The organism is Olsenella phocaeensis (genome assembly GCF_048189965.1).
Lineage (GTDB): Bacteria > Actinomycetota > Coriobacteriia > Coriobacteriales > Atopobiaceae > Olsenella_I > Olsenella_I phocaeensis.
In genome coordinates this window covers 217261-234471 of record NZ_DBEZHV010000006.1, presented here as the reverse complement: position 1 = coordinate 234471, position 17211 = coordinate 217261, and the positions used below count along the sequence as shown (strand labels likewise).

General features: G+C 69.4%; 17 protein-coding genes. All 17 read left to right on the top strand.

From position 1 onward, the window contains the following. Positions 1–30 precede the first annotated feature (30 nt). The 17 genes from mreB (at position 31) to proB (ending at position 17207) form a co-directional block, all read left to right on the top strand. The gene (gene mreB, locus ACMPH2_RS03200) at positions 31–1077 is read left to right on the top strand and encodes a rod shape-determining protein (protein ID WP_009279152.1); all 1047 of its coding nucleotides are present in this window, start codon (positions 31–33) and stop codon (positions 1075–1077) included. A gap of 6 nt (positions 1078–1083) precedes the next feature. Next, complete coding sequence (mreC, locus tag ACMPH2_RS03195) at positions 1084–2097, top strand: rod shape-determining protein MreC (protein ID WP_417118603.1); 1014 nt, start codon at positions 1084–1086, stop codon at positions 2095–2097. Between the two features lie 10 nt (positions 2098–2107). Then, positions 2108–2686 (top strand): rod shape-determining protein MreD, encoded by a 579-nt coding sequence (mreD, locus tag ACMPH2_RS03190; protein WP_417118602.1) that lies wholly within the window; start codon positions 2108–2110, stop codon positions 2684–2686. Between the two features lie 8 nt (positions 2687–2694). Beyond that, the gene (gene mrdA, locus ACMPH2_RS03185) at positions 2695–4728 is read left to right on the top strand and encodes a penicillin-binding protein 2 (RefSeq protein ID WP_062531223.1); all 2034 of its coding nucleotides are present in this window, start codon (positions 2695–2697) and stop codon (positions 4726–4728) included. Positions 4729–4740: 12 nt separating this feature from the next. Beyond that, positions 4741–5940, top strand: a complete 1200-nt coding sequence (locus ACMPH2_RS03180; RefSeq protein ID WP_009279156.1) for an FtsW/RodA/SpoVE family cell cycle protein — start codon at positions 4741–4743, stop codon at positions 5938–5940. Positions 5941–6008: 68 nt separating this feature from the next. Further along, on the top strand, positions 6009–6977 hold the full coding sequence (locus ACMPH2_RS03175) for a hypothetical protein (protein ID WP_062531221.1): 969 nt from the start codon (positions 6009–6011) through the stop codon (positions 6975–6977). After that, positions 6974–7105: a hypothetical protein gene (locus ACMPH2_RS03170; RefSeq protein WP_417118601.1), complete on the top strand. Its 132-nt coding sequence runs from the start codon at positions 6974–6976 to the stop codon at positions 7103–7105. Before ACMPH2_RS03175 ends, ACMPH2_RS03170 begins: the two co-directional genes overlap by 4 nt. 20 nt (positions 7106–7125) lie before the next feature. Then, positions 7126–8856 carry a TIGR03960 family B12-binding radical SAM protein gene (locus ACMPH2_RS03165; RefSeq protein WP_417118600.1) on the top strand — a complete coding sequence of 577 codons (1731 nt, stop codon included), beginning with the start codon at positions 7126–7128 and terminating at the stop codon, positions 8854–8856. Then, positions 8846–9544 (top strand): TIGR03936 family radical SAM-associated protein, encoded by a 699-nt coding sequence (locus ACMPH2_RS03160; RefSeq protein ID WP_417118599.1) that lies wholly within the window; start codon positions 8846–8848, stop codon positions 9542–9544. The genes ACMPH2_RS03165 and ACMPH2_RS03160 overlap by 11 nt, the downstream gene beginning before the upstream one ends. A gap of 375 nt (positions 9545–9919) precedes the next feature. Continuing rightward, complete coding sequence (rplU, locus tag ACMPH2_RS03155; RefSeq protein ID WP_072499561.1) at positions 9920–10267, top strand: 50S ribosomal protein L21; 348 nt, start codon at positions 9920–9922, stop codon at positions 10265–10267. Positions 10268–10317: 50 nt separating this feature from the next. Beyond that, a complete protein-coding gene (gene rpmA, locus ACMPH2_RS03150; RefSeq protein WP_009279161.1) occupies positions 10318–10566 on the top strand; it encodes a 50S ribosomal protein L27 in 249 nt (82 codons plus the stop codon). Between the two features lie 313 nt (positions 10567–10879). Further along, positions 10880–11431, top strand: a complete 552-nt coding sequence (locus ACMPH2_RS03145) for a hypothetical protein (protein WP_417118598.1) — start codon at positions 10880–10882, stop codon at positions 11429–11431. A gap of 46 nt (positions 11432–11477) precedes the next feature. Next, the gene (locus ACMPH2_RS03140) at positions 11478–12041 is read left to right on the top strand and encodes a hypothetical protein (protein WP_417118597.1); all 564 of its coding nucleotides are present in this window, start codon (positions 11478–11480) and stop codon (positions 12039–12041) included. A gap of 80 nt (positions 12042–12121) precedes the next feature. Next, positions 12122–13903 (top strand): ABC transporter ATP-binding protein, encoded by a 1782-nt coding sequence (locus ACMPH2_RS03135; protein WP_417118596.1) that lies wholly within the window; start codon positions 12122–12124, stop codon positions 13901–13903. Beyond that, a complete protein-coding gene (locus ACMPH2_RS03130) occupies positions 13904–14650 on the top strand; it encodes an energy-coupling factor transporter transmembrane component T family protein (protein WP_417118595.1) in 747 nt (248 codons plus the stop codon). Positions 14651–14703: 53 nt separating this feature from the next. After that, entirely contained in the window at positions 14704–16092 is a 1389-nt protein-coding gene (gene obgE / locus ACMPH2_RS03125) for a GTPase ObgE (RefSeq protein ID WP_417118594.1), read from the top strand. Positions 16093–16094: 2 nt separating this feature from the next. After that, a complete protein-coding gene (gene proB / locus ACMPH2_RS03120; RefSeq protein WP_417118593.1) occupies positions 16095–17207 on the top strand; it encodes a glutamate 5-kinase in 1113 nt (370 codons plus the stop codon). Positions 17208–17211 lie beyond the last annotated feature (4 nt).

Genomic DNA, 17211 nt, shown 5'->3' with positions numbered 1-17211 from the left:
CGGTAACCATTCGATAGGAACAGGAAGACAATGCCGATTCTCGACTCACTCTTCGGCGAATATGACGGCGACCTCGCCATCGACCTCGGCACGGCCAACACCCTGGTGGCGGCACGCGGGCAGGGCATCGTCCTGAACGAGCCCTCCGTCGTCGCCATCGACCAGAGCGCCGACCGCGTCCTGGCCGTGGGCGCCGACGCGAAGCGCATGATCGGCCGCACCCCCGGCTCCATCATCGCCGAGCGCCCCCTCAAGGACGGCGTCATCGCCGACTTCGACGTCACCGAGGTCATGCTGCGCTACTTCATCGAGAAGGCGCGCGGCACGCGTCGCTATCCCTGGTCGCCCAGGCCCCGCGTGGTCGTCTGCGTCCCCTCCGGCGTCACGTCCGTGGAGAAGCGCGCCGTCTTCGAGGCCACGATCTCTGCCGGCGCGCGCCAGGCCTACCTCATCGAGGAGCCCATGGCTGCCGCGATCGGCGCGGACCTCCCCATCGAGGACCCGACGGGCTCCATGGTCGTGGACATCGGCGGCGGCACCACGGAGGTCGCCGTGATCGCCATGGGCGGCATCGTCGTCTCGCAGTCCATCCGCACCGCCGGTGACGAGTTCGACCAGACGATCCTCGAGCACGTCCGCGACGCCTACAACCTCTCGATCGGCGAGCGCACTGCGGAGGACATCAAGATCAAGGTCGGCTCCGCCGCGCCCCTGGCGGAGGAGCTTGACGTCGAGGTCAACGGACGGGACGTCATGAGCGGCCTGCCCAAGACCGTGCGCATCGAGTCCGAGGAGATCCGCCGCGCCCTGGACAAGCCCCTCGACGAGGTGACCAAGGCCGTCAAGGACGCCCTCGACGTCACCCCGCCCGACCTCGCCAGCGACCTCATGTACTACGGCGTCCTCCTCACGGGCGGCGGCGGCCTGCTGCGCGGCCTCGACCAGCGCCTGCGCGACGAGACGGGCGTGCCCGTCAACGTGAGCCCGACTGCGCTCGAGAACGTCGTCAACGGTTGCGCGAAGGTCCTCGAGGCCAATGCGCTCTCGGGCGGCTTCGTCCAGAGCGCGGGGCTGTAGGCGACCATGCAGCTCAAGGGGGGCGGCCTGAAGGGCGCGCCCGGCATACGGCGAAACGAGCCCGAGTCCGGCATGCGTCTCATGGTGGCGCTCGTCGCCCTCTCGCTGGTCATGTTCACGGTGAGCGCGCGCGAGTCGGGCGGCGGCTTCTTCACCACCCTGCGCGGCGGCTTCTCGACCATCGCCATGCCCATCCGCTACCTCGGCTCCGCCGTCACCGTGCCCTTCCAGGGCCTGGGCAACGTGTTCGCCAACCTCACGGCCGACCAGGCGACCCTCCAGGAGCTGCGCGAGCAGAACGAGCAGCTCACCACCCGCAACGCCCAGCTCGAGGAGGCGGAGAAGACCGCGACGCGCCTCCAGGACCTTCTCGCCCTCAAGAGCAGCTACAAGCTCCAGTCCACGGCGGCCCGCATCATCTCGGGCTCCACGGACTCCTGGAGCCGCACGGTCACCATCGACAAGGGCAGCGCCTCCGGGCTCGCCGTGGGCATGCCCGTGACCAACTCCGCGGGGGCGATCGGGCAGATCGTCGAATGCGGCGCGACCTCCTCCACGGTCCGCCTCGTGAGCGACGAGAACTCCTCCGTCTCCGCCATGGTGCAGTCGAGCAGGGCGCAGGGCATCCTCACGGGGTCCCCGGACGGGTCCCTCCGCCTCACCCTCATCGCGACCGACCAGTCCGTCGTCGTCGGGGACACGGTGGTCACGAGCGGCCTTGGCGGGGTGTTTCCCAAGGGGCTCCCCCTGGGCAAGGTCATCAGCGTCAACAAGACCGAGGGGGCCCTCTACTACGAGATAGCGGTGGAGGGGACGGGGTCTGCGGAGGGCTTCGAGGAGGTGCTCGTCGTCACCTCGCTCACCGAGGACCAGGAGGCGACGGCGGAGGACATCAAGGCCGCGGACGAGCAGGACAGCTCGGCCACGGCTGTGGCGGCCGAGAAGGCCGGCTCGGCCAAGGACGGTGACGCCGGCACCTCGGCCGATGGCTCGGACGCGGCGTCGAGCGACGGGGAGTGAGGGGGCGAGCATGCAGGTAAACGACAGCAACAGGAACCGCAGGAGCATCGCCCTGCTCGCGCTGGGGTGCCTCGTCCTCCAGCTCGCGCTGGCACCCAACTTCGCCCTCGGCAACGGGCGCATCAACTTCGCCCTCGTGTTCGCGGCCTACATGGCACTGACGATCGGGGGGCGCACCGGCGTCGCCTGCGGCTTCCTCGCGGGCCTCGCCTTCGATCTCTGCACCACCGGACCCGTGGGGCTCATGTCCCTCCTGCTCACCGTGGCCTCCTTCGCTATGGGCATGGAGGAGCGGAACCGCCTCGCGGAGGACCCCTCGGGTTCGGTCGTCCTCTTCCTGCTCGCCGCCGCGGCCACCACCCTCGCCTACCACCTGGCCATGTTCCTCGTCGGGCAGGCGAGCTCGCTCTTCGACGTGCTGTTCCTGAGGACCCTTCCCACGCTCCTCCTGAGCGCCGTCGCCTTCCTGCCCTTCGCCTACGTGGGCTCGCGCTCCAGCGGCTCGCCCCTCTCGCTCGGTGGCGGCTCGCGCGGCCTCCACGGCCGCAAGGGCAAGGGCGGCGGCCGCTTCGACCTCGGAAGCCTGTAGGCGCCACCTTGAGTCCCATCCTCGTCGTCATAGTCATCCTGTCTCTGGTCCTGGTGGCCCTCCTCGTCAGCTTCTTCCTCGTGGGTAGGGGAGAGGCGCGCTTCACCTTCGACATCGGCGGAGCCTCGCCCAAGGCCTCGGGCGGCTCGGACACCTCCTCCGAGACGGGCTTCAAGACCCGCTTCTTCGGGCTCGGCGTCTTCTCGGGGTCCATCATCGCGGTCCTCCTCGCCCGGCTCTGGTCGATGCAGCTCATATCGAGCGACGACTACGCCTCCCAGGCGGAGTCGAACCGCACGCGCACCATCTCGGTCGCCGCCCCGCGCGGGCGCATCCTCGACCGCAACGGCGAGGAGCTCGTCACCAACCGGGCGAGCCTCACCGTGGTCGCGAAGGGCGACGTGGCGGACGACGACGTCGAGGTCCGCCTGCTCGCCAACCTCATCGGCATGCCCGCCATGGCGGTGAGGCGCAAGATCCAGAACAGCTCCGCCGGCGCCCAGAACCTCAGGACGGTCGCGGTGGACGTCTCGCGCCGCGTGGTCGCCTACATCGACGAGCATCCCTACCTCTTCGAGGGCGTGAGCGTCGAGCAGCGCACCCAGCGCCTCTATCCCAAGGGGAGCCTCGCCGCCCACGTCCTGGGCTACACGGGCTCCATCACCGCCGAGCAGGCGGAGCAGCTCGACTCCAACGCCACCGAGGGCTCGATAGACTACGAGCTTGGCGACACGGTGGGGCAGGCGGGCGTGGAGTACCAGTACGAGTCGGTGCTCCAGGGCGTCAAGGGCGAGCAGAAGGTCTACGTCGACGCGGACGGCAAAGTCCTCTCGTACTCGAGCGCCGTCGAGGCGCGGAGTGGCTCGGACGTCATCCTCACCCTGGACGCGGGCGTCCAGCAGGTCGCCGAGGAGTCCCTCGCGCGCAACATCAAGGCGCGGCGTGACGCGGGGTGCTCCGAGTGCTACGGCGGCTGCGCCATCGCCATGGACGTCACCAACGGAGAGATCATCGCCCTGGCCAGCGAGCCGACCTTCTCGCCCAACGTCTTCGTGGGCGGCATCTCGACCGACGACTGGGACAAGCTCTCGTCCGAGACCTCCTACAACCCGCTCGTCAACCGCGCCATCGCGGGGCAGTACCCCTCCGCCTCGACCATCAAGCCCCTCTCGACCTTCGCCGCGCTCGACTACGGCATCGCCACCATGGGCTCGCACTTCAACTGCGAGGGCTACTGGACGGGGTTCGGCAAAGACTACGGCCAGTACTGCTGGAACCACGACGGCCACGGCGACATGACGCTCCAGACGGGCATCACCTATTCCTGTGACGTCGTGTTCTACGAGATCGGCAAGGGCTTCTTCTACTCCAACGACAAGAACGGGCTCCAAGACACGTTCAGGAAGTGGGGCCTGGGCTCGAACGAGGGCATAGACCTGCCCGGCGAGACGGCGGGGCGCGTTCCCGACGCCGACTGGAAGTGGGAGTACTATAGCTACGCCGACGACGATGCGCGCTCCTGGCAGGGCGGAGACAACACCAACCTCGTCATCGGCCAGGGCGACCTCCTGGTGACCCCGCTGCAGATGCTCTGCGCCTATGCCGGCGTTTCCACGCGCGGCAAGGTCTGGCAGCCGCACGTTCTCAAGGCGGTCAAGTCCTCGGTGGGCACCGGCTCGGTGGTCGACTACAAGCCCAGCGTGCTGCGCGAGGTGCAGGAGGACCCCTCCTACATGGACCTCGTGCATGCCGGCCTCGTGGGGGTCATCTACGAGGAGTCCGAGGCCCAGGCCTCGCACTTCACCAACCTCTCGCACAAGGTGGCCGGCAAGACGGGGACGGCCGAGACCTCGCGCTCCAACCCCACCGGCTGGTTCGTCGCCTACGCGCCGGCCGACGACCCCAAGTACGTCGTCGCCTCGCTCATCGAGTACGGAGGCTACGGCTCGGAGGGCGCCATGTACGTGGTCCGCGACATCCTGGGCCAGATCTACGGGGAGCCCGACTCCTCGACCGCCGTCGACTCGTCCGGCGTGCGCTAGGGAGGAGGAAGGATGCCCCAGCCGCTTTCCGCACAGCAGCCCCAAGGCCTCTTGGCCCAGCTCCAGGCCCTCATACCCCGTGGCATGCGCCAGCCGGTGAGGGGAGGTCGGTTCTACCTGCCGCAGCTCCTCTCGGCCCTCGCCCTGGTGGCCTTTGGTGCGGTGGTGATCTGGTCGGCGTCCCTCACCATCGCCAACGCGTCGTTCGCGCGGCACCTCGTCGGCATCGCCATCGGCCTCTTGGGGGCCTACGGCATGTACCGCTATGACTACCGCGCCCTCGCAAACATGTCGAAGGCCCTGCTCGTCGCCGACGTCATCCTCATGCTCATGCCCAGCGTCCCCGGCCTCGGCGTGTCCGCCCTGGGCATGACGGGATGGGTCAAGGTCCCCCTCATCCCCCTGCGCTTTCAGCCCTCCGAACCGGCGAAGCTGGTCACCATCTTCCTCATGGCCTCCCTCGGCGCGGAGTACAACGGCAAGATCGAGTCCCTGCGAGACTACCTCAAGCTCTGCGGGATACTGACCATCCCCTTCGTGCTCATCCTCACCCAGCCCGACCTCGGGACGGGCCTCATCATCCTGGTCACGGGCGCGTCGGTGATCATCTGCTCCGGTGCCCGCCGCACTTGGGTCATCGCCACCATCGCGGGCATCGTGGCCATGGCGTCGCTCGTGGTCGCCACCTCGATGACGCCAGGACTCCCGCACGTCCTGAAGGACTACCAGCTCAACAGACTCATAGTGTTCGTGGACTCGTCGGTCGACCCCTCCGGCAACGGCTACAACCTCCAACAGGCGAAGATCGCCGTCGGGTCGGGGGGCCTCCTGGGCAAGGGCGTCGGCAACGCCAGCCAGGCCGCCGGGGGCTTCCTCCCCGAGGCCCACACGGACTTCGTCTTCGCCCTCCTCGCCGAGGAGTTCGGCTTCGTGGGGTCGGTCGCCCTCCTGGCCCTCTTCGGCGTCACGATCCTCTCCACCATCCTCCTCGCCCAGAAGGTCGAGAACCCCTTCGGCAAGCTCATCCTGGCGGGCGTGGCCACCATGTGGTCGTTCCAGCTGCTGCAGAACGTGGGCATGTGCATCGGCATCATGCCCATCACGGGCATCCCCCTGCCCTTCATCAGCTTTGGCTCGTCCTCCATGGTCTCCCAGCTCGTCTCGGTGGGCATGGTGCAGTCCGTGTGGCACCATCGGACCAAGGTGAGCTAGCCTTCCGGAGGGGTCGACTCGTCGGGGCACTTGGCAGTACGTCAAATTCCGAGCACGGGAGCGTGGGCATGGCGGGCAAGAAGCGGGTCAGCGTCGGCGACGTCGCCGACATCCTGGGGGCGGGCAGGCAGAGCGAGCGCAAGCGCTCGGAGGGCGTGCGCGTCGGCGTCGTGGTCGCCCGCGACGCCCCGCCGTCCGTGGTCTCCTGCGTGCGCAGCCGCTTCGTCCCGGAGCTTCCCGGCGGCCACGTGGAGGTCCTTCCCCTGGGGGAGGAGCCTGCCCCCGGGACCGACTGCGCCCTCGTGCTCGCCGGCGCGGACGCCCCTGCGGCGCTCGCCGCCGCCAGGCGCATCGCGGGGCGCGGCGTGCCCGTCGCGATCGCCGTGGAGTCGGTGCTCGACCGGGCCGAGGGGGCCATGGAGCCGACGGACCTCGTGAGCTACGTAGCGGGCGCCAACGACGACGCCCTGGGCGACGCCATCGCCGCGTGGGCCGTCGGGGCCTGCGGGGAGAAGGGCATCGCCCTCGCCGCCAACTTCCCCTTCTGTCGCGCCGCCAAGGTGAGGGAGCTCGTGCGCGCCTGCGCCCTGGGCAACGCCGCCGTCGGGGCGGTGGGGATCCTCCCCGGCGCCGACCTCCCGGTGATGACGGCGAGCCAGGCCAAGCTCGCCCTGGACATCGCCGCCGCCTGCGGCCGTCCCCTGCGCCTCGAGCGTGTGGCCGACCTCGCGGGCGTCCTGGGGGCGGGCTTCCTCTACCGCGCCATCGCGCGAGCCCTCGTGGGGCTCGTCCCCGGCATGGGCTGGGCCCTCAAGGCCGGCGTGGGGTACGCGGGCACCGTCGCCACGGCACGGGCGATGGAGCTTCGCCTGGGCGCCCGGGAGCTCCCTCCCTCCTCCGCCCGCGCTCGCGTCGGCCAGGCGTTGGAGGGGCTCCGCGACATCGCGCGCGAGCGCCTCTCACGTCCCGCGCGGGCCGGCGTCGTCGACGGCGATGCCGAAGACCGTTACCTGACCCTCCGACAGGGGCGCGCATGAGACTTCCCAGACAGGACCTCTACCACCGCATCGAGCCCCTGCTCGCACGCGTGGAGAAGCCGACCCGCTACCTCGATCACGAGTGGGGCCCTGCGAGGACCAGGAGGGCCCCTTCCACGCCTGTCTGATCTATCCGGACGTGTACGAGGTGGGGCAGCCCAACCTGGGGCTCGCGATCCTCTATCGTCGCCTCAACGCCCAGGAGGGCATGTCGTGCGAGAGGTCCTACCTCCCCTGGGTCGACATGTCCGCCCTCATGCGCGAGTCGGGAGTTCCCCTGCTCTCCCTGGAGTCCTCCGCGCCCGTCGCCTCCTTCGACGTGGTGGGCTTCACGCTCGCCCACGAGATGGCCTGCACCAACATCGTCGAGGCGCTCGACCTCGCGGGCGTGGCGGTCAGGGCAGCGGAGCGGGACGAGGACGACCCCGTCGTCATCGCCGGCGGGCCCTCGGTCTGGAACTGCGAGCCCGTCTCGCCCATGTTCGACGCGATCATCCTGGGCGACGGCGAGGACGCCATCGTCGAGGTCTGCGCCTGCGTGCGAGACTGCCGGGCGCGAGGCCTCGCCAGGAGGGAACTGCTGCTCGAGCTCTCCCGCATCCCCGGCGTGTACGTGCCGTCGCTCTATGACGTCGTCGTGGACGAGCGCTCGACGCGCTGGGGCTACGCCGTCCCCAAGCCCGGGAGCGGTGCGCCCCAGGTGGTCACCAAGCGCTGCGTCGCCGACTTCGCGGCGACCGACCCCCTTCCGCAGACCATCGTCCCCTACATGGGCATCGTCCAGGACCGCCTCGCCGTCGAGGTGCTCAGGGGCTGCGCACGGGGCTGCCGCTTCTGCCAGGCGGGCATGACCTACCGCCCCGTGCGCGAGCGGCCCCGGGCGCAGGTCGTCGAGGCCGCCGAGAGGGGGCTTGCGATCACGGGCTATGACGAGGTCTCCCTGACCTCCCTCTCCACCACCGACCACTCCGGTTGCGCGGCGATCCTTCACCAGCTGAACGCAGACCTCGCCGGCAGCGGCGTGCACGTCTCGATTCCCTCGCAGCGACTCGACTCCTTCGGCGTCGAGATGGCGGCGGAGGTGGGTGGCGCCCGGAGGGGAGGGCTCACCTTCGCCCCCGAGGCAGGCAGCCAGCGCCTGCGCGACGTCATCAACAAGAACGTGAGCGAGGAGGACATCGAGCTCGCCGCCCGCAACGCCTTCGAGGTCGGCTGGAGGCGGGTGAAGCTCTACTTCATGATGGGGCTTCCCACCGAGACCGACGAGGACGTCGTGGGCATAGCCTCCGTCGCCCAACGCGTCCTCGACATCGGTCGCGAGGTGGTGGGCAGGGGCTACAAGAGCGGGGTCTCGGTCTCCATCTCGGTCGCGGTATTCGTCCCCAAGGCGCACACGCCTTTCCAATGGTCCGCGCAGCTCGGCCGTGACGAGGTGATCCGCCGCCAGCGGCTCCTCCTCGCCTTCACGCACGACAGGGACATCAAGGTCTCGTACCACGACGCCGACGTCTCCCTTGTGGAGGCGGTTCTCTCGAAGATGGGACGCGCCGGCTTCGATCTGGTCATGGCCGCCTGGAGGCATGGCTGCCGCTTCGACGCGTGGACCGACCAGTTCGACTTCCAGCGCTGGCTCGACGCGGGTCGGGAGGTCGGCGTCTCGCTCGAGGGCGTCACCTCGGCCCCGATGTCGCTCGACCAGCGCCTGCCATGGGACCACACCTCTCCTGCCGTCTCGAAGGGCTTCCTCAAGAGGGAGTGGAGGCGCGCCGCCGCGGGCGTCACCACGGCCGACTGCACCATGGAGAGCTGCACGGGTTGCGGGGTCTGTCCCACGTTGGCGGTCTCGAACCGCATCGAGGGGGTCCGCGATGGCAAGTAGGGCAGAGCAGCACAGGCTGCGCGTCCGCTACGGCAAGGACGGCCGCCTCGCCTACCTGGGCCACCTGGAGGTCCTGGCGACGATCAACCGCTCCGTCAGGCGCTCCGGCCTGCCCTTTGCCGTGGGCAACGGCTTCGCGCGTCGCATCCGGCTGCAGTTCTCGCAGGCGCTGCCGGTGGGGGCGTCGTCAAGGGGCGAGTACTTCGACCTCTTGCTCACGGATCGCGTGGGGGAGGGGGAGGCGCTCACGGCGCTGCGTGCCGCGACCCCCGCCGGCCTCGCCCCGCAGGCGCTCTGCTACGTGCCGCACCGGCTTCCCGCGCTCGAGGCATGGCTGTCCGACTCGCTCTGGAGGGTGGAGCTCCTGGGGGAGGCGGTGCCGGCTCAGCTCGGCGACGCGATTGGCGAGCTGCGGTCCAGGGGGAGCCTCGAGTACCTCAGGGGGGAGAGGCGCAAGGTCGTCGACCTTGGCAGCGCCCTCAGGGACTGGGATGTCGACGCGGGCGGCCGCGAGCTCGCCATCGTCACGCATGCGACCAACGAGGCGTCGCTCAGGCCTGCCGTCCTGCTCGACGCCGCCTTCCGCCTCATGGGGCTCCGCCCTCCCTCGCTCAGGGTCTCCCGGGAGGCCCAGTGGCACGTGGGCGACGACGGCTCGAAGCTGGACGCGCTGGGCCCCTGGGAGTAGGCATTGCAGGCGTGGCCCTCTCGCCCCGCTCCGCCATCCACGCGCCAACGCGTTCTCTGCATGTTGCCCACGCGCCAACGCACGCGCCGCGAGTCCCGTACGCTCTTGCGCACAGGCGGGCCGCTGCCCAACTGGGCAAACGCAAGCACGACCGTGCGTTGGAGCGTGCCTGCCGGAGAAGGCGTGCGAAACGGCGTGCGCGATGGGGTGGCGGCGCCTCGGGGCTGGACGCGCCGGGTCCCGGGGAGTAAGCTTCGCGCAGGCGGGGTCCGCTGTCGTGGTCGGCGTGTGAACCCATACTTTCTGTTGACCGAGCAGGTATTCGCTAGTAAGATGTACGACTGTTGCACTAGGACCAGTATGAAGGGCTAACACATGTACGCAATCGTTACCACTGGTGGCAAGCAGTATAAGGTTGCCAAGGGCGACATCATCGATGTCGAGAAGCTTGACGCGCAGCCTGGCGACAAGGTCGAGCTGGATGTCCTCATGATCAATGACGGCACCAAGACCATCGTTGACGCTGTCACCCTCGAGGGCCAGAAGGTCACCGCCGAGGTCGTCGACCAGTTCAAGGACAAGAAGGTCATCGTCTTCAAGCTCCACAAGCGCAAGCGCTACCACCGCACCAAGGGTCACCGCCAGAACCTCACCAAGCTCCAGGTCGTCGCCATCCCCGGCGAGGCCGGCGAGGCTGCCAAGTCGGCCTCCACTGAGGAGTAGCCACCCCGGCACACAGTTTCTCTCCCTTGACTAGATAGGCAGGTATCACAATGGCTCACAAGAAGGGTCTGGGCTCTTCCAGGAACGGTCGCGACTCCCACGCGCAGCGACTCGGCACCAAGATCTATGGCGGCCAGGCCATCAAGACTGGCCAGATCATCGTCCGCCAGCGCGGCACCCACATCACCCCCGGCGAGAACGTCGGTCGCGGCAAGGACGACACCCTGTTCGCGCTCGCCGACGGCACCGTCGAGTTCACCAAGGGCGCGAAGCACTACGTGCACGTCCGCACCGCCTAGCACCGCATCCCTCGGGACCCTTCGGGGTCCCTTCTTTGTTTCGGCATTGAAACGGCATCGCAGCCGTGTGTCCCCGCGCGCAAGGGCTGCGATAGGGTTGCATCCAGCAGTCCAGACCAAGCGATGGGAGGAAGCCATGTCCAGCAGCAAGCAGAGCGTCGTTCGCAGGAACTGGTGGTGGCAGGCCCTCGTCTCGTCCGGTCGACTCTGAGTCGCGTCACTGCCGCATAGCAACCGAGCAGGGACCCCCGGGTTGACCGGGGGTCCCTTTTTCCGTTCCAGCAAAGAAGCAAAGTCAGAAGGAGAGAACACCATGTCCACTCAGAACCCCGAGGTCAGGACCGTACGCCCCATCCCCAGTGGGGCTGGTCTCGACATCTCCTCCCTCATGCTTCTCGCCACGCTCCTCGCCGCCGCGTTCATCCTCAACATGACCCTGGGCAACGCCCTTGCAATCGTCGGCATCAAGCCCCAGTTCATCATCGCCGCCTACTGCCTCGCCATCGTCGCTACCAGGCCCAGCCATCCCCAGGCGGTCGTGCTCGGGCTGCTCTCGGCCGTCGTGTGCCAGGTCACGACCTCCATCCCCGGCCTCAACTTCGTGACGGAGTCGATGGGCGCGCTCGCCATGTCCTTGCTCGCGGGCAGCGCGCTTTCCAAGGGCAGGGAGATGCCCCTCATCGCAGCCTTCGTCGCCACGCTCGTCTCGGGACTGCTGTTTGCTACGCTGGGCAACGTGGTCATGGGGGCGAGCATGGCGACCACCCTCGTCAAGCTCCCCATCGTCGTGGGCACCGCCGCCTTCAACGCCGTCGTCGTCCAGCTCCTCGCTCCCGTCGTCACGCGCGCGTCGCACCGCCGGTAGCCGCGCGGAACCAGGCCATCCCAACAAGAGAAAGACTCACGAGACCATGGCAGAGAACAACAACGCACCCCGCACCTTCGTCAGCAGCGCGCAGGACAAGGCCGGCAAGCTCGACGTGGCCTCCCTCGTCCTCCTCGCCATCCTCATGGCGGCGGGCTTCGTGCTCAACATCACCGTGGGCAAGGCGCTCGCGATCACGGGCATCCAGCCGGAGTTCGTCATCTCCGCCTACTGCCTCGCCATCCTCATCCTGAGGCCCAGCCTTCCCCAGTCGGTGCTCATCGGCGTCCTGGCGGCCACCGTCATCCAGCTCACGACGTCCGTCCCCGGCCTCGAGTACCTCTGCGACATCCCTGGCGGTGTCATCATGTTCCTGTTCGCGCAGGCCGTGGCGCGACGTGGGTCCGCGGGCGTCCTTCCCCTCGTGGGTGCCTTCGTGACCACCACGGTCTCCGGCCTCATCTTCGCCACGGTCGCAACCGTCGTCGTGCTGGGTGCGGCGCCCTCGTCCGTCGTCGCCATGCTTCCCGTCGTGTTCGGCACCGCGCTTGCGAACTGCGTCATCGTGCAGGTACTGTATCTCCCGCTCAAGAAGGCGGCCAAGCGCTAGTCGCCCGACCGTCACCATCGCCCGAGCGCCCGCCAGCGCCCGGGCGCAGTCATGCAGGCGAAGCCGGCTCTGGAGGTAGCGTGTCTCAGCAAGGTCCCACAAATCCCCTCGTCAGCCTGGACAGGGTCTCGTTCACCTACGAGGGGGGAGGCTCCCCGGCGGTGGACGACCTCTGCCTGGACATCGTCCCGGGCGACTTCCTGGGCGTCATCGGGCCCTCCGGCGCGGGCAAGACCACCCTCTGCTCGGTCCTCTCCGGTGCCGTTCCGCATCACTTCGCCGGCGAGTTCAGGGGGGTGGCGACGGTCTGCGGGATGGACAGCTGCGAAGTGGGGCTCACCGACGTCTCGCGCAAGGTGGGCTCCGTCCTGCAGGACATCGACGCCCAGATGGTCGCCTCGAGCGTCGAGGACGAGATGCTCTATGGCCTCGAGAACTTCGGCGTGCCCCACGATCAGATTCCCGGCCGCATAGGCGAAGCGCTCGCCACCTGCGGCATCTCCGGGCTCCTCCACCGAGAGGTCGCCACGCTCTCGGGCGGCCAGAAGCAGAAGCTCGCCATCGCAGCCATCCTGGCCATACGTCCCTCGGTGATGGTGCTCGACGAGCCCACCGCGGCCCTTGACCCCGCCTCCTCCCTCATGGTGTTCCAGACCCTGCGCGAGCTCAACCGGCGCGAGGGCATCACCGTCGTGGTCGTCGAGCAGAAGGTGGCCCTGCTCTGCGAGTTCTGTCGTCACGTCGCCGTCCTCAGGGAGGGGAGGCTCGCCCTCCTCGGCTCGCCGCGCGAGGTCTTCTCCCACTCCGAGGAGCTCAGGAGCATGGGGGTCGACAGCCCGCGCGTCACGCGCGTGTCCAACCTCCTGAGGAGCCGCGGACTCGCTCGCGAGGGGGACGTGAGCCTCACGGTGGGCGAGGCGGCGGCGCTCGTCTCGCGCGTGGTGGGGGAGAGGGGCTCCCTGGCGCGGGCGGCCACTCGGCCTCCCCTGCGCCTTGAGGGGGGTCGCAGGCACGGCGAGCCCACGGCCCTCGAGCTCGCGAGCGACCCCATGCTCACGTTCGACCACGTCGGCTTCAGCTACCCGGGTGGGACGGCGTCCGTCGAGGACGTCTCGCTCGAGCTGCGCCCGGGGGAGCTCGTGGCCGTGGTGGGGCAGAACGGCGCCGGCAAGACGACCGTGACCAAGCTCATGAACGGCCTCCTCAAGCCCTCCTCCGGACGCGTCACCATCGCCGGGCTCGACACCTCCCGTGCCCGCACCAGCCAGATCGCGCAGCACGTCTCGACCCTCTTCCAGGACCCCGACCGCCAGATCTGCAAGGAGACGGTGGTCGAGGAGGTCGCCTTCAGCCTCCAGCTCCTCGGGACGTCCGACGCCGAGGCGCTCTCCCGCGCGCGCGACTGCGTCGAGCACTTCGGGCTTCCCGCCGAGGCCGCCCCGTTCTCGCTGGGACGTGGGCAGAGGCAGATCGTCGCCCTGGCCTCCGTCGTGGTCACCAACCCCGAGGTGCTCATCCTGGACGAACCCACGAGCGGGCTCGACTACCGCGAGTGCATGACCGTCATGGAGGCGGTCGAGGTGGCCCGCTCGAGGGGCTGCGCGGTGGCCATGGTCTGCCATGACATGGAGGTCGTCTCCGACTTCGCGACCCGGGTCGTGGTCATGGCGGACGGGCGGGTGCTCGCCGACGGCCTCCCGGGTGAGGTCTTCGCCGACGAGAGCCTGCTCGCGCGCGCGTGCGTCGCGGCCCCGCAGGTGACCCAGCTCGCCCGCAGGCTCTCGGCCGACGTCTCTCGCGGGTACGAGGGCGTCACCGAGGTCCATGACATCGTCGCCGTGACGGAAGGGCTGGTGGGCTAGATGTCGTCCGTGCTGGACTACTCCGAGGGCACGACCCTGCTGCATCGCGCGAACCCCGTGACCAAGGTTGTCCTCGCCGTCTGCGTCTGCGTGGCGACCTTCCTGGCGCAAGGCTACGGCATGCTCCTCGGGGTGCTGCTCTTCCTGGTCGCCCTGGGGGCCTACGCGGGCATCCTGAGGCGCACCCTCGCGCTCCTCGCCGGCTTCCTCTCGCTCGGCGCGCTCATGCTCCTCGTGCAGACCGTGGTGGTGCGCTCCGGCACCCCGCTCTTCCTCTGGGTCACCGACCAGGGCCTCGACCGCGGTGCGCACGTGGCCCTGCGCCTGGTCGCCTTCGCCCTCCCGCTGGTCATGATGCTCTCGCTCACGAGGCTCACCGACCTCGCCAATGCCACCGTCGAGGTTCTGCACGTGCCCTACCGCTATGCCTTCACCATCACCACGGCCCTGCGCTTCGTGCCGATCTTCTCCCAGCAGATGGCCAAGATCGTGGAGGCCCAGACCGCGCGCGGCGTGGACTTCGACACGCCCAACCCCCTCCGCAGGCTCCGCCTCATGCTCCCGCTCGCGGCCCCCCTGCTCATCTCCTCGGTCGCCCGCGCGGACGACACGGCGCTCGCCGCGGAGGAGAGGGGCTTCTACCTCAGGGGCAGGGAGTCCTCCTACAAGCGCTATCCCTTCTCGGCCGTGGACCTCGCCTGCCTGCTTCCCGGCGTGGCGCTCGTGGCGTTGGGTGCGCTCTTCTAGTGTCCCCACGTCCCGATGCTCTACCATGGCATGACCTTACGAAAGAGAGAACCATGCCCACCAACACCTTCACGGACCTCTGCCGCATCAACGTCAAGGGCGGCGACGGCGGTGCCGGCTGCATGTCGTTCCGCCGCGAGGCCTTCGTCCCCAAGGGAGGGCCCGACGGCGGCGACGGCGGCGACGGCGGGAGCGTCGTCCTCGTCACCGACCCGCAGCTCTCCTCGCTCATCGACTATCGCTACAAGCACCACTTCAAGGCCGAGAGGGGCACGCACGGCCAGGGCGCCCGCCGCCACGGCCGCGCGGGCGAGGACCTCGTCCTGCGCGTCCCCCTGGGCACCGTCGTGCGCGAGCTCGACCCCCAGACCATGGAGCCCGCCTACGAGATCGCCGACCTCACCCAGCCCAGCCAGCGCGTGGTCGTCGCTCCCGGCGGCGCGGGCGGCAGGGGCAACATACACTTCGTGACCTCGGTGCGCAGGGCGCCCGCCTTCGCCGAGAAGGGCGAGCCCGCGCTCGACCACTGGATCGAGCTCGAGATGAAGCTCATGGCGGACGCCGCCCTCGTGGGCATGCCGTCGGTGGGCAAGAGCTCCCTCATAGCCCGCCTCTCCGCCGCCCGCCCCAAGATCGCCGACTACCCCTTCACCACGCTGGTTCCCAACCTGGGGGTCGTGAGGGCGAAGACCGGTGCCTCCTTCGTCGTCGCCGACGTGCCGGGGCTCATCGAGGGGGCCTCCGAGGGCCGTGGCCTCGGCCACGAGTTCCTGCGCCACATCGAGCGCACGGCGCTCATCCTGCACGTCGTGGACCTCACGGGCGGCTACGAGGGACGCGACCCCCTCGAGGACTACCGCACCATCAACTCCGAGCTCGCCGCCTATGCGCAGGAGCTCGCGTCCCGGTCGCAGATCGTCCTCGCCAACAAGTGCGACATGCCGGGGACGGAGGACGCCCTCGGGCGCCTGAGGGAGGCGGCGGAGGCCGACGGCCACGCGTTCTTCGCCGTGTCGGCCGTGACGGGCGAGGGACTCGAGGACTTCACCACCGCGTGCGCGGCGGAGGTGGCCGAGCTCAGGAGCAGGATCGAGCCCACGGCCATCCTCCCCGACTTCAACGAGGCCGTGGAACGCGAGCGCCAGCGCCGCGACCGGGCGGTCCAGATTCGCATGGAGTCCCGCGGCATCTGGCGCGTCTCGGGCGGGCTGGTCGAGCGCATGGTGGTCCAAACCGACTGGGACAACGACGAGGCCATCGCATACCTCCAGCACCGCTTCGACCGCATGGGCCTCGACGCCAAGCTCGCGGCGGCGGGCTGCCAGGCCGGGGACGAGGTGCGCATACTGGGCTTCGCCTTCGACTACGAGGGAGAGGGCGCGCAGGACGCGTACGACGAGCTCGAAGAGGAGCTCGCGGCCTCGGACGAGGAGGGCGAGTAGGGGTGGCGGACCTTCCCACGCGCGTCGTCTTCAAGCTGGGCTCGTCTACCCTGGTCGCCGGTGACGGCAGCCCCGACCTGGGGCTCATCGCCTCCGTCTGCGACCAGGTGGCCGAACTCGTCGCGCGCGGCGTAGGGGTGGTCATCGTGTCATCCGGTGCCGTCGCCGCGGGCATGGGGCGACTCGCCGTCAAGGAGCGGCCCCGTGACATCCCCGGGCTCCAGGCCTGCGCCTCGGCCGGCCAGGCGGCACTCACGGAGGCCTACGCCGTCGAGCTCGCGCGCCATGGGGTCGCCTGTGGCCAGGTCCTCCTGACCCGCCGCGACGTGACCGACCGCGACGGCTACCTCAACGCGCGCAACACCCTCCAGCGCCTGCTCGAGCTGGGGGCGGTGCCCGTGGTGAACGAGAACGACACAGTGTCCGTGGCCGAGTTCGCCTTCGGGGACAACGACACCCTTGGCGCCATCGTGGCCACGCTCGTCTCGGCGGACCTCTACGTGATCCTCTCTGACGTGGACGGGCTCTACACCGCGAATCCCCAGGAGGACCCCGACGCGCGGCTGGTCCCCCTGGTGCGCGAGCTCACGCCGGAGATAGCCGCCATGGCGGGCGGCTCCACGAGCTCCGTGGGCACGGGCGGGATGGCCGCCAAGCTCCGGGCCGCCCGGGCCTCCATGGCGGCGGGAATCCCCCTCGTGATCTGCCGCGGACGCGAGGGCGGCGTGCTTCTGCGCGCGGCCTGCGAGGACGGCGTGGGGACGCGCTTCGAACCCGTGGAGGGCAGCCACGAGGGCGCTCGCAAGCTCTGGATCGGGCTTGCCGAGGTCGTGCGCGGGACCCTGGTCCTCGACGACGGCGCACGCAGGGCGGTCGTCGAGTCGGGGGCGTCCGTGCTCCCGGTCGGCGTGCTGAGGGCCGAGGGCGAGTTCGAGGCGGGTGACGTGGTCAACGTCGTCGGCGCGGACGGGGCGCTCGTCGGAAGGGGAGTGACCCGCTACTCGTCGGACGAGATGGCACGCGTGCACGGGCTCCGGCTCGACGTGATAGCCCGCTTCATGCCCGAGAAGGACGGCCAGCCCGCCATCCACCGCGACGAACTCCTCGTGCTCTAGGAGG